Here is a 14,612-nt window from a genome sequence, read left to right as displayed (position 1 = left end):
CTTGGAAGCACAGCTTCGGCTACGCCTCGAGCAATCCATGGTCGAGCTGCGCAAGCAGCGCCAAGCCTTGCTGGAGGCCGAAGAGAGATGGCGTGAACCGATCGCGATCGTATCGATGAGCTGCCGCTTTCCTGGTGGCGTTTACACGCCGGAGGCGCTCTGGAAGCTCTTGATGGACGGCCAGGACGCCGTCTCCTCCTTTCCCGAGAACCGCGGCTGGGATGTCGATGCGCTCTACGACCCGGACCCCGACGCCCAAGGCAAGAGCTATACGCGCCAAGGCGGCTTCATCTACGACTCCGACCGCTTCGATCCAGCCTTCTTCGGCATCAGCCCCCGCGAGGCCCTCGCCGTCGACCCCCAGCATCGTCTGCTGCTCGAAACTTCCTGGGAGACCTTCGAGCGCGCGGGCATCGTCCCGGCCTCCCTCCAGGGGAGCCAGACCGGCGTCTTCGTCGGCGTCATCTTCAACGATTACGCCGCACGACTCCAGCAGATGCCCCAGGACCTCGAGGGATACGTCGGCATCGGCAGCATGGCGAGCGTGGCCTCCGGACGCATCGCCTACACCCTCGGCCTCCACGGTCCTGCCGTCACCGTCGACACGGCCTGCAGCTCCTCGCTCGTCGCGCTCCACCTCGCCTGCCAGGCCCTGCGTCAGGGCGAGTGTTCCCTCGCGCTGGCAGGTGGAGCCAGCCTCATGGCGACCCCGTTCATGCACGTCATGTTCAGCCGCCAGCGTGGGCTCGCCCCCGACGGTCGTTGCAAGGCATTCTCGGCAGAGGCCGACGGTACCGGTTGGGCCGAAGGCGCCGGGATGGTCCTGCTCGAGCGCCTCTCCGAGGCCCGACGAAACGGTCATCCCGTCCTTGCCGTCCTGCGCGGCTCCGCGGTCAATCAGGACGGCAGGAGCCAGGGGCTCACCGCGCCGAACGGTCCCGCGCAAGAGCGCGTCATCCGGCAGGCGCTCGCCAGCGCTCGGCTCTCGCTCCGCGAGGTCGATGCGGTCGAGACCCACGGCACGGGCACCACGCTCGGCGACCCGATCGAGGCCCAAGCTCTGCTCGCCACCTATGGACAGGCCCATTCCAAGGACAATCCTCTTTGGCTTGGAAGCCTCAAGTCCAACCTGGGGCACACCCAGGCCGCCGCGGGCATCGGCGGCGTCATCAAGATGGTCTTGGCGATGCAACACGGGGTCTTGCCCAGGACCCTGCACGCTCAGAATCCTTCCCCCCACATCGACTGGTCCTCCGGCGCCGTCCGGCTCCTCAACGAGCCCGTGCCCTGGCAGACCAACGGCCATCCACGCCGCGCTGGGGTCTCCTCGTTCGGCGTCTCCGGCACAAACGCCCACATCATCATCGAAGAAGCACCGGCCGCGGCCCCCGCTCCTGTGGCCCATGCCAGCGCAGCGCCGGCACCGCCCTCCGCCCTCCCCTTCGTCCTGTCGGCCAAGACCGAGGCGGCGCTGCGCGGGCAGGCCGAGCGGCTGCTCGCGCACCTCGCGGCCCAGCCCGACGTCTCGCTCCTGGATCTCAGCTACTCGCTGGCCACCACCCGCTCGCACTTCGAGCATCGCGCCGTCCTCGTCGCTCACGACCGCCGAGCCCTCGTCGACGCGCTCGACGCCCTGGCTCAAGGCCGCTCCACTTCCGATACCGTCCTCGGTCCTCGCGAAGGCGGCGGGAAGGTCGTCTTCGTCTTTCCAGGACAGGGCTCGCAGTGGACCGGCATGGCGCTCTCCCTGCTCGAGACGTCGGAGGTGTTCCGCGAGCGCCTGGAGGCCTGCGAGCAGGCTCTTTCTCCTCATGTCGACTGGTCGCTGCTCGCCGTCCTCCGGAGCGAAGCGGGCGCCCCTTCCCTCGACCGCGTCGACGTGGTGCAGCCCGTGCTCTTCGCCGTCCTCGTTTCTCTGGCCGCGCTGTGGCGGTCCATGGGGGTCGTGCCCGATGCCGTCGTTGGCCATAGTCAGGGGGAGATCGCCGCCGCCTGCGTGGCTGGCGCGCTGTCGCTCGAGGACGCCGCCAAGGTGGTCGCCCTGCGCAGCCGCGCGCTGACCAGGATCGCGGGCCGGGGGGCCATGGCCGCCGTCGAGCTCGGCGGCCGCAAGCTCGAAGAGCACCTCGAGCGCTTCGGAAAACGACTCTCCGTCGCGGCGATCAACAGCCCTCGGGCCTCCCTCGTGTCGGGCGATCCGGAGGCCATCGATGCGTTGCTGCACGAGCTCACCGCGGCCGACGTGTTCGCCAAGAAGGTGCGCGTCGATTACGCCTCTCACTCGGCGCAGGTCGGCGCCGTCGAGGACGAGCTCCTGAGCGAGCTCGCGAGCATCGTGCCTCGCGCGTCAAGCCTCCCGCTCTACTCGACGGTCACCGGCGAGAAGCTCGATGGCTCCGAGCTCGACGCCTCCTACTGGTACCGAAACCTACGGCAGACCGTCCGCTTTGCGCACGCGACGCAGAGCCTGCTCTCCGACGGACATCGCTTCTTCGTCGAGGTCAGCCCCCATCCAGTGCTGACCCTGGCGCTGCACGAGACGCTCGAGAGCTCCGGACTCCCCGCGGTCGTCGTCGGCTCGCTTCGCCGCGACGAGGGTGGCCTGGCGCGGCTCCTCCTCTCGCTCGCCGAGCTGTACACCCGCGGCCTCGCCGTGGACTGGGCTGCCTTCTTCGCTCCCTTCGCCCCGCGCCGCGTCGCGCTGCCCACCTATGCCTTCCAGCGCGAGCGCTTCTGGCTCGAGGCGCCCAGGGCTCAGCCCGCCGATGTGGCCTCGGCGGGCCTTTCGCCCGCAAAGCACCCGCTCCTGGGCGCCGCCGTCGCCCTGGCCGACACCGACGGCCTCCTTTTCACCGGACGCCTGTCGCTCGCCGAGCACCCGTGGCTGTCGGGTCACGCCCTCTTCGGCTCGGTCATCTTGCCTGGCACCGCCTTTGTCGAGCTCGCCCTCCTCGCCGCCCACCGCCTCGGCCTCGACCGGCTCGAAGAGCTCACCCTCGAAGCTCCCCTGCCGCTCCACCCCAGGGACGCCGTCCTGGTCCAGCTCTCGGTCGGTGCGCCCGACGACAGCGGCCGTCGCTCGCTCGCCCTCCACGCTCGACCCGAAGACGCCCCCCACGACGCCCCCTGGACGCGCCATGCCACCGGCCTCCTTGGCCCGCGCGCACCGGAGGCTCCATTCGACCTGCGGGTCTGGCCGCCCGCCGGGGCCGTCCCGCTCCCCGTCGACGGCCTCTACGACCACCTCGACAGCATGGGATTCAACTACGGCCCAGACTTCCAGGGGCTCCGCGCCCTCTGGAGGCGAGGACAGCAGCTCTTCGCGGAGGTCCACTTGCCCGATGCTCCCGCCTCGGAGGCGCACCGCTTCGCGCTGCACCCCGCGTTGCTCGACGCCGCACTTCACGCGCTCGTCGCACAGGACGGCGGCGCCGTCATGCCCTTCTCCTGGGCCGGCGTCTCCCTGCGCTCCGTTGGCGCCTCGGTGCTGCGCGTACGGCTCGAGCGCCGGGAGGGCGAGGCCTCTTGCTCGCTCCTGCTCGCCGACGCTGCCGGCGAGCCCGTCGGCTCCGTCGAAGCCCTCGTCACTCGCCCCGTCTCCGCCGACCAGCTCCGGCGCGCCCTTGCTCGCGACCATTCCCTCCTCGCCATCGACTGGACCGAGCTGCCCACCAGCGCCCTTTCCCCGCATCCAGCGCGGTGGGCTCTCGTCGGCACCAGCGAGCTTGCCACCTCGCTGCTCGAATCCAGCCCGCTCGCCTTCGAGCCCTACGCCGACCTCTCGGTCCTGACTGCAAGCCTGGCACAGGGCGCGTCTCGGCCAGACCTCGTCCTCATCCCGTGCTGCCCGGCGCCAACCACCACCCAGGCCGAACCGGCGCCAACCACCACCCAGCCTGAAGACCTCGTCTCCGCCGCTCACCACGCCGCCGACCAGGCGCTCGCGCTCCTGCAAGCATGGCTCGCCGACGAGCGCCTCGCCTCCTCTCGCCTCGTCCTGCTCACCCAGCGCGCCGTCGCCACCCGCCCCGACGAGGATGTTCTCGACCTTGCCCACGCGGCCCTCTGGGGCCTGGTCCGCTCCGCCCAAGTCGAAAACCCCGACCGACACATCCTCCTTCTCGACATCGATGACGCTGACTCCTCTCGGCGCGCCCTCCCCCTCGCCCTCGCCTCCTCCGAAGCTCAGCTCGCACTCCGCCACGGAAAGCTCCTCCTGCCAAGGCTCGCGCGCGCCGGCGCCCAGGGCGCGCTGGTCCCTCCGCCCAGCCCGGCATGGCGCCTCGACATTCCGACCAAGGGCACCCTCGAGAATCTATCGCTGGTCGCGCACCACGACGCCATCGCCCCCCTCGCTCACGGGCAAGTCCGTATCGCTGTCCACGCCGCGGGTCTCAACTTCCGCGATGTCCTCGACGCCCTCGGCATGTACCCGGGAGACGCCGGGCCGCTGGGCGCCGAAGGCGCCGGCGTCGTGCTGGAGGTCGGCCCCGGCGTCGACCGCCTGGCCCCGGGCGACCGGGTCATGGGCCTGCTCCACGCCGGCTTCGGCCCCATCGCCGTCACCGACCACCGCGTCGTCATCCCAATTCCCGATGGCTGGTCCTTCATCCAGGCCGCCAGCGCTCCCATCGTCTTTCTCACCGCCTACTACGGCCTGGTCGATCTCGCACGCCTCCAGCCCGGCCAGAAGCTCCTCATCCACGCCGCCACCGGCGGCGTCGGCATGGCCGCCGTGCAGCTCGCACGCCATCTCGGCGCGGAGGTCTTTGCCACCGCCAGTCCGGCCAAGTGGAACATCCTGCGCTCCCTCGGCTTCGACCAGGACCACTTCGACTCCTCGCGCTCCCTCGACTTCGAGCTGCACTTCCTCCGCTCCACCCACGGCCGCGGCGTCGACGTCGTCTTGAACTCCCTGGCACAGGAGTTTGTCGATGCCTCCCTGCGCCTCTTGTCTCGCGGCGGTCGCTTCATCGAGATGGGAAAGACCGATATCCGAGACCCCGGCACCATCGCCGCCGATCACCCGGGCGTCACCTATCAGGCCTTCGACCTCATCCACGCTGGACCCGACCGGCTCGAGCAGATGCTCGCCGAGCTCGCTGCCTTGTTCCAGCGCGGCGTGCTCCGTCCGCTCCCCATCACGCCGTACGACATCCGCCTTGCCCCCCACGCCTTCCGCGCCCTCGCCCAGGCCCAGCATATCGGCAAGCTGGTCCTCACCCTTCCTCGTCCTCTGGCTCCGCAGGGGACGGTGCTCGTCACCGGCGGTACCGGCACCCTCGGCGCCCTCGTCGCACGGCATCTGGTGCAACAGCACGGCACGAGGCACCTGCTCCTCGCCTCCCGGCACGGCCTCGACGCTCCGGGAGCCCACGCTCTCCTGCGCGAGCTCGAGGGCGCCGGCGCGAGCGTCACCATCGCCGCCTGCGATGCCGCCGACCGCTCCGCGCTCCAACGCCTCCTGGCCTCCGTCCCACGCCAGCATCCCCTCACCGCCGTCATCCATGCCGCCGGCACGCTCGACGACGGCGTCCTCGCCTCGCTCACCCCCGATCGCCTCCACCCGGTGCTGCGCGCAAAGGTCGACGCCGCCTGGAACCTGCATCACCTCACGCTCGACCTCGACCTCGCCGCCTTCGTCCTCTTCTCTTCCATCTCCGGCGTGCTCGGTGGCCCCGGCCAAGCCAACTACGCCGCTGCAAACTCGTTCCTCGACGCCCTCGCCCACCACCGACGCGCACGAGGCCTCCACGCCCTCGCTCTGGACTGGGGATACTGGGCGGAGCGGTCCGCCATGACAGCTCACCTCTCCGACGCCGACCTCCGGCGCATGGCACGCGGAGGTGTGCTCCCACTCCCCTCCGCCGACGCGCTCTCCCTCTTCGACGCCGCCCTCCTCCGGCCCGACCCCGCCCTGGTCTGCGCACGCTTCGACCTGGCCGCGCTCGCCGCACGCCCCGACGCCGCGCCTCCCCTGCTCCGGAGCCTCGCCGGCACCAAGGCTTCCCGCCCCCTCGCCGCCAGCGCGCCCAGCGCCTCCTCGCTCGAGCAGCGCCTCGCCTCCATGTCTCCAGGGGACCGCGAACGCGCTCTGCTCGACCTCGTCCGCTCCGAAATCGCCACCGTCCTCGGTATCCGTTCACCCAGCACCCTCGATATCAACCGCCCTCTCCGGGAGCTCGGGCTCGATTCCCTCATGGCCATCGAGCTGCGAAACCGGCTCGGCACCGCCACCGGACTCCGCCTGCAAACCACTCTCCTCTTCGACTATCCCACCATAGCCGGGCTCGTGGGGCTGATAGGGTCTCGGCTCACAAAGTCTCAGAGCACCGATCCCCCACGCGTCGTCAGCGACAACGAGATCCGCGACGCACTGGCATCCATTTCTATCGACCGCCTCAGAGAGGCGGGGCTCATCGACACAATCCTGAGCCTCGCCGTTCAGCCGGCCGCGGTCGCGCATCCCGAGGAAGCCGTCAACGCGATCACGACAATGAGCGTCAACGAACTGGTCGAGCTGGCCCTCAACAAGTCACATGGCCTCGCGGATCGGCAAAAGTCAAACAGCGAACCATGAGCAATTCACAACGCGAGATCGTGGAAGCGCTCCGCGCTTCGTTGATGGACGCAGAACGGCTACGTCAGCAGAACCAGGAGCTCATCAACGCATCGAGAGAGCCGATCGCGATCGTATCGATGAGCTGCCGCTTTCCTGGTGGCGCTTGCACGCCGGAGGCGCTCTGGAAGCTCTTGATGGACGGCCAGGACGCCGTCTCCTCCTTTCCCGAGAACCGCGGCTGGGATGTCGATGCGCTCTACGACCCGGACCCCGACGCCCAAGGCAAGAGCTATACGCGCCAAGGCGGCTTCATCTACGACTCCGACCGCTTCGATCCAGCCTTCTTCGGCATCAGCCCCCGCGAGGCCCTCGCCGTCGACCCCCAGCATCGTCTGCTGCTCGAGGCTTCCTGGGAGACCTTCGAGCGCGCGGGCATCGTCCCGGCCTCCCTCCAGGGGAGCCAGACCGGCGTCTTCGTCGGCGTCATCTTCAACGATTACGCCGCACGACTCCAGCAGGCGCCCCAGGACCTCGAGGGGTACGTCGGCATCGGCAGCTTGGCGAGCGTGGCCTCCGGACGCATCGCCTACACCCTCGGCCTCCACGGTCCTGCTGTCACCGTCGACACGGCCTGCAGCTCCTCGCTCGTCGCGCTCCACCTCGCCTGCCAGGCCCTGCGTCAGGGCGAGTGTTCCCTCGCGCTGGCCGGTGGAGTCAGCCTCATGGCGACCCCGGGTACCTTCATCATGTTCAGTCGCCAGCGTGGGCTCGCCCCCGACGGCCGTTGCAGGGCATTCTCGGCAGAGGCCGACGGCACCGGCTTCGCCGAAGGCGCCGGGATGGTCCTGCTCGAGCGCCTCTCCGAGGCCCGACGAAACGGTCATCCCGTCCTTGCCGTCCTGCGCGGCTCCGCGGTCAATCAGGACGGCAGGAGCCAGGGGCTCACCGCGCCGAACGGTCCCGCGCAAGAGCGCGTCATCCGGCAGGCGCTCGCCAGCGCTCGGCTCTCGCTCCGCGAGGTCGATGCGGTCGAGGCCCACGGCACGGGCACCACGCTCGGCGACCCGATCGAGGCCCAAGCTCTGCTCGCCACCTATGGACAGGCCCATTCCAGGGACAATCCTCTTTGGCTTGGAAGCCTCAAGTCCAACCTGGGGCATACCCAGGCCGCCGCGGGCATCGGCGGCGTCATCAAGATGGTCTTGGCGATGCAACACGGGGTCTTGCCCAGGACCCTGCACGCTCAGAATCCTTCCCCCCACATCGACTGGTCCTCCGGCGCCGTCCGGCTCCTCAACGAGCCCGTGCCCTGGCAGACCAACGGCCATCCACGCCGCGCCGGGGTCTCCTCGTTCGGCATCTCCGGCACAAACGCCCACGTCATCGTCGAAGAAGCGCCGGCCGCGGCCCCCGCTCCTGTGGCCCATGCCAGCGCAGCGCCGGCGCCGCCCTCCGCCCTCCCCTTCGTCCTGTCGGCCAAGACCGAGGCGGCGCTGCGCGGGCAGGCCGAGCGGCTGCTCGCGCACCTCGCGGCCCAGCCCGGCGTCTCGCTCCTGGATCTCAGCTACTCGCTGGCCACCACCCGCTCGCACTTCGAGCATCGCGCCGTCCTCGTCGCTCACGACCGCCGAGCCCTCGTCGACGCGCTCGACGCCCTGGCTCAAGGCCGCTCCGCTTCCGATACCGTCCTCGGCCCTCGCGAAGGCGGCAAGCTCGCCATGCTCTTCACTGGGCAAGGGAGCCAACGCCCCGGCATGGGCCGCGCCCTCTACGACACCTTCCCCGCTTTCCGCGATGCCCTTGACGGCGTCTGCGCCCACCTCGATCGCGAGCTTGACCACCCGTTGCGTGAGGTCCTCTTTGCGGCCGAAGGCTCGAAAGACGCGGAACGGCTCGACCAGACCGCTTTCACGCAGCCTGCGCTCTTCGCGCTGGAGGTCGCCCTCTTTCGCCTCCTCGAGACGTGGGGCGTCCACCCCGACCTTCTGCTCGGTCACTCCGTCGGCGAGCTCGTGGCCGCGCACGTCGCCGGTGTCCTCTCCCTCCAAGACGCGTGCGCTCTCGTCGCCGCTCGTGCCCGCCTCATGCAAGCGCTTCCCCAGGGCGGCGCCATGGTCACCCTTCAAGCTTCAGAGGAGGAAGTCCTCGCCCGGCTCGCCGGACGCAACGACGCCTCGATCGCCGCGCTCAACGGGCCCTCCTCCACCGTCGTCGCCGGCGACGAAGACGTAGTCCTCGACATCGCCAGACACTTCGAGGCTATTGGCCGCAGAAGCTCCCGCTTGCGCGTCAGTCACGCTTTCCATTCTCCCCGCATGGACGGCATGCTCGAAGATTTCCGCCGCGTCGTCCAAGGGCTCACGTTCCACTCCCCACGCGTCCCCATCGTCTCCAACCTCACCGGCAAGCTCTCCACCGCCGACGAGCTCCGCTCGCCCGACACCTGGGTGCGCCATGTCCGCCACACAGTCCGCTTCGTCGACGGGATGCGAACGCTCCATGCCGAAGGTGCTTCCACCTTCCTCGAGCTCGGACCTCACCGTGTGCTCTCCGCGCTTGGAGAAGACGTCTTGTCCGATGACGCCCACGCTCGCGTCGCCTTTCTCCCCACCTTGCGAAAGGACCGCGACGACGCCGACTCCCTCACCGGCGCCACCGGCGCCCTGTACACCCGCGGCATCGCCGTGGACTGGGCTGCCTTCTTCGCTCCCTTCGCCCCTCGCCGCGTCGCGCTGCCCACCTATGCCTTCCAGCGCGAGCGCTTCTGGCTCGAGGCGCCCAGGGCTCAGCCCGCCGATGTGGCCTCGGCGGGCCTTTCGCCCGCAAAGCACCCGCTCCTGGGCGCCGCCGTCGCCCTGGCCGACACCGACGGCCTTCTTTTCACCGGACGCCTGTCGCTCACTGAGCTCCCGTGGCTGTCGGGTCACGCCCTCTTCGGCTCGGTCATCTTGCCTGGCACCGCCTTTGTCGAGCTCGCCCTCCTCGCCGCCCACCGCCTCGGCCTCGACCGGCTCGAAGAGCTCACCCTGCAAGCTCCCCTGCCGCTCCACCCCAGGGATGGCGTCCTCGTACAGCTCTCGGTCGGTGCACCGGACGACAGCGGCCGTCGCTCGCTCGCCCTCCACGCTCGACCCGAAGACGCTCCCCACGACGCCCCCTGGACGCGCCATGCCACCGGCCTCCTTGGCCCTCGCGCACCGGAGGCTCCGTTCGACCTGCGGGTATGGCCGCCCGCCGGCGCCGTCCCGCTCCCCGTCGACGGCCTCTACGACCACCTCGCCAGCATGGGATTCAATTACGGCCCAGACTTCCAGGGGCTCCGCGCCCTCTGGAGGCGAGGACAGCAGCTCTTCGCGGAGGTCCACTTGCCCGATGCTCCCGCCTCGGAGGCGGACCGTTTCGCGCTGCACCCCGCGTTGCTCGACGCCGCCCTTCACGCGCTCGCCGCCGAGGACGGCGGCGCCGTCATGCCCTTCTCCTGGGCCGGCGTCTCCCTGCGCTCCGTGGGCGCCTCGGTCCTGCGCGTGCGGCTGGAGCGCCGGGACAGCGACGCCTCTTGCTCGCTCCTGCTCGCCGACGCTGCCGGCGAGCCCGTCGGCTCCGTCGAAGCCCTCGTCACTCGCCCCGTCTCCGCCGACCAGCTCCGGCGCGCCCTTGCTCGCGACCATTCCCTCCTCGCCATCGACTGGACCGAGCTGCCCACCAGCGCCCTTTCCCCGCATCCAGCGCGGTGGGCTCTCGTCGGCACCAGCGAGCTTGCCACCTCGCTGCTCGAATCCAGCCCGCTCGCCTTCGAGCCCTACGCCGACCTCTCGGTCCTGACTGCAAGCCTGGCACAGGGCGCGTCTCGGCCAGACCTCGTCCTCATCCCGTGCTGCCCGGCGCCACCCACCACCCAGGCCGAAGACCTCGTCTCCGCCGCTCACCACGCCGCCGACCAGGCGCTCGCGCTCCTGCAAGCATGGCTCGCCGACGAGCGCCTCGCCTCCTCTCGCCTCGTCCTGCTCACCCAGCGCGCCGTCGCCACCCGTCCCGACGAGGATGTACTCGACCTTGCCCACGCGGCCCTCTGGGGCCTGGTCCGCTCCGCTCAAGTCGAAAACCCCGACCGACACATCCTCCTTCTCGACATCGACGACGCCGACTCCTCTCGGCGCGCCCTCCCCCTCGCCCTCGCCTCCTCTGAAGCTCAGCTCGCACTCCGCCACGGAAAGCTCCTCCTGCCAAGGCTCGCGCGCCTGGCGTCGATCTCGGAGGTGGCTGCACGCCCTCTGGCCCCGGAGGGGACGGTGCTCGTCACCGGCGGTACCGGCACGCTCGGCGCCCTCGTCGCACGGCACCTGGTGCAACAGCACGGCACGAGGCACCTGCTCCTCGCCTCCCGGCACGGCCTCGACGCTCCGGGAGCCCACGCTCTCCTGCGCGAGCTCGAGGGCGCCGGCGCGAGCGTCACCATCGCCGCCTGCGATGCCGCCGACCGCTCCGCGCTCCAACGCCTCCTGGCCTCCGTCCCACGCCAGCATCCCCTCACCGCCGTCATCCATGCCGCCGGCACGCTCGATGACGGCGTCCTCGCCTCGCTCACCCCCGATCGCCTCCACCCGGTGCTGCGCGCAAAGGTCGACGCCGCCTGGAACCTGCATCACCTCACGCTCGACCTCGACCTCGCCGCCTTCGTCCTCTTCTCTTCCATCTCCGGCGTGCTCGGTGGCCCCGGCCAAGCCAACTACGCCGCTGCCAACTCGTTCCTCGACGCCCTCGCCCACCACCGACGCGCACGAGGCCTCCACGCCCTCGCTCTGGACTGGGGATACTGGGCTGAGAGGTCCGCCATGACAGCTCACCTCTCCGACGCCGACCTCCGGCGCATGGCCCGCGGAGGTGTGCTCCCGCTCCCCTCCGCCGAGGCGCTCTCCCTCTTCGACGCCGCCCTCCTCCGGCCCGACCCCGCCCTGGTCTGCGCACGCTTCGACCTGGCCGCGCTCGCCGCACGCCCCGACGCCGCGCCTCCCCTGCTCCGAAGCCTCGCCGGCACCAAGGCCTCCCGCCCCCTCGCCGCCACCGCGCCCAGCGCCTCCTCGCTGGAGCAGAGGCTCGCCTCCATGTCTCCAGGGGACCGCGAACGCGCTCTGCTCGACCTCGTCCGCTCCGAAATCGCCGCCGTCCTCAGCCTCCGTTCACCCAGCGCCCTCGATATCGACCGTCCTCTCCGGGAGCTCGGGCTCGATTCCCTCATGGCCATCGAGCTGCGAAACCGGCTCGGTACCGCCACAGGGCTCCGCCTACAGGCCAGTCTCCTCTTCGATCACCAAACCTCCAGAATACTCGCCGACTTCCTCCTGACTCGCATGGAAGCCGTACACCTCTCGGGGCGGACCTCCGCCACCAGAGACGATGGAACGCTATTTCACATATTTCAGCAAGCCTACAAAGCGGGGGCGCCCGAGCAAGCCAACGACTTCCTCTCTGTCGCCGTGAAGCTCCGCCTCGTCGTGGACGGCTCCTTGAGTTCGGCAGCGGCAGCAGCCTCGAACGACCCCCCCGCTCAACTCACGAGCGGCCGAACGTTACCCAAATTGATCGGTTTTCCGTCGTTCGCGATTCCATCTGGAGCTATCCAGTACTCTCGCTTCGCCTCCCAGCTCCAGCATCGACGCGACCTCTGGGTCATTCCACATCAGGGCTACCTCGACGGCCAATCGCTCGCCAGAAACACTGCCGAGCTCATCTCCCACTACGTGAGATCCGTGCTGGCATGCACAGGCGAGCACCCCTTCGCGCTAGTGGGAATCTCCGCAGGCGGTTGGATAGCGCACATGATAGCCGAGCACCTCGAGCGCGCCGGCCTCCGGCCCGTCGGCGTCGTACTACTCGACACCTATGACCCCCAGCGCCTCAGCCCCGCCATCATTCGCACACTGCAAACGAGGTTCCTGGCCGCGATGGAGAAACATGGTGGCACCTCTTTCGCCGCCATGACTGCGATGCAGTGGTACAGCAGCGACAGTGGATTTTTTCAGAGCTGGGAACCGGGTCGATTGTCGGCGCCCACGCTGCACGTCCGCGCATCTGAGCCTATGGAGCAGGGGAGCCCAGACGAAGACTGGCGCTCGAGCTGGCCGCTACCGCACGTCGCCGCAGATGTCCCCGGCGATCACTTCACGATGATAGAGCACGCGGCACAGATCGTGGACAGGTGGCTATCGTCGCTGACCTCGAATCTCGGCGAGTGATGGGACAAATGTTCGCAAGGGCGGCCATCTCGCGGTGCGTCGGGAGTCGCGCGCACCCACGCCGCGCTGCTCCCCCGCGGCGCGCACGTCGGCAAGAAGCGAGTCGAGCGCCTGACGAGCCAGAGCAGCCCGCGAGCCCATAGAGGTACCGCTTCCGTATCACGACCGACTCGACGAGAACGAGGAGAGCAAATGATCAAGCGCCGATATACGCCAATCCCCAAGGAGCTCAGCGCGCCTTGCGCGGATGACCTGATCGCGTGGCTACGGAGCTACGCCGAGCGGCGGGTAAACTCCAGACTCATAGACGAACGCCGATGCATCCCTCCTTATGTCGTGCTTGATTTCGCGAACCACGGATTACTGGGGGTCCAGGTCGAGCGGAAATACGGCGGCCTCGGGCTATCGAACCGCGACATTGCGCGCATTCTCGAGCAGGTCGCGGCGATCGATCTCGGCCTGGGCGCTTGGCTCACGACCTCCATCTTCCCTGGCATCCGGCCCATCGCAACATTTGCATCCGAACCGCTGAAGAACGACATCCTACCCCAGCTCGCGCGCGGTCGAATCCTCGGAGCGTACGCGCAAACGGAGGTCGGCGCAGGCTCCGACTTCACGAAGATCTCGGCGAAGGCCGTTCCGACAGCGGGCGGCGGGTGGAAGATCTCCGGTGACAAGGTGTGGATCGGGAACGGCTCCTGGTCGGGTGTCATGACCGTGATGGCAAAGGTTTGCACTAGCGAGGGCGACCCCGCGGACATGGCCGCGTTCGCGGTTCGAACCGAGCAGCCAGGCGTCGTGATGGGCGAGGAGCTGCTCTCGATGGGCATGCGCGGGATGGTGCAGAGCAAGATCCATCTACGAGACGTCCATGTCGAACGCTCACAATTGCTAGGCAACCTGGACGACGGCGTCCTCGTCGGCGTCGACTCCATGATGCTCACTCGCTTTGCCTTGGGCGCCTGCGCAGTCGGTTCAATGAAGCGCTGCCTGCAGCTGATGAATCGGTTCGCCGCACGACGTTCCATCGGAGCAGGAAGACTGAGCGACAACCCGATCTACTGCACGTATCTGGGAGAGCTCGTGGCGAAGACGGCCGCGGCGGACGCTCTGCTCTATACGGTCGCTGACCTGCTCGACTCCGACAGCGCCGTACCCCTCGAGGCGTTCGTAGCTTGCAAGATGGTGTCCTCCGAATTCCTCTGGGAAGCCGCTGATCGCCTGGTTCAGGTGCTCGGCTCACGCGGGTACGATGAAGCCAATCTGGCGCCGCAGATCCTCCGCGACGCCAGGGTCTTTCGCATATTCGAAGGGACCACCGAAGTGCTCGCCGACTTCTTGGGTTCGAGAGGGCTTGTCGAAGAGTCGTCGGGAGTCTATGGGTTCCTTCGAAATGAGCTTGCAAGCCCTGAAGTCGCGGACAAGGTCGCGAGCTGCCTCAGCGAGCTCCGCGTCGCGACGCTGAGTCCACGCGCCCCGACAACCGGGAGCGTCTCGCACTCCTGGCGATGCGCCCTCGCAGGAGATGTCGTGGCATGGGCATTTCTGGTCGCGAGCCTGAACCGCCGTCCGTCGGGAACGCAACCCCACATTATCGAGTGGGCACGTGTCGCGCTGGACGCGGCGATTGGCCGAGCCTTGACCAGGCGTCCGGATGAGTCGGCACTGTCTTCACCTTCAGAACTGTCAGCCGCAATTTCACGCTATGACGGGGAAATCGGCGTGGTTGAACAGTCTCTCGCCGGCGAATGTCGAGAATTCGACCCGTTGCTGCGGAGAGCGATGGCCTGACGGCGGGGAACGATGGGCCACCCGAC

At 68.9% G+C, this 14,612-nt stretch carries 3 protein-coding genes; all 3 read left to right on the top strand.

The window, feature by feature from the left end:
- Position 1 precedes the first annotated feature (1 nt).
- Entirely contained in the window at positions 2-6,580 is a 6,579-nt protein-coding gene (locus WME85_RS05815) for a type I polyketide synthase (protein WP_437842250.1), read from the top strand.
- Entirely contained in the window at positions 6,577-12,795 is a 6,219-nt protein-coding gene (locus tag WME85_RS05810; protein WP_437835908.1) for a type I polyketide synthase, read from the top strand. The genes WME85_RS05815 and WME85_RS05810 overlap by 4 nt, the downstream gene beginning before the upstream one ends.
- A 192-nt stretch (positions 12,796-12,987) precedes the next feature.
- Entirely contained in the window at positions 12,988-14,586 is a 1,599-nt protein-coding gene (locus WME85_RS05805; protein WP_437835906.1) for an acyl-CoA dehydrogenase family protein, read from the top strand.
- Positions 14,587-14,612: the final 26 nt, after the last annotated feature.

It is taken from the genome of Sorangium sp. So ce1153, assembly GCF_051521595.1.
Classification (GTDB): Bacteria; Myxococcota_A; Polyangia; order Polyangiales; family Polyangiaceae; genus Sorangium.
The sequence above is the reverse complement of the archived record's forward strand: the minus strand, read 5'-3'. Positions and strand labels throughout refer to the sequence as shown.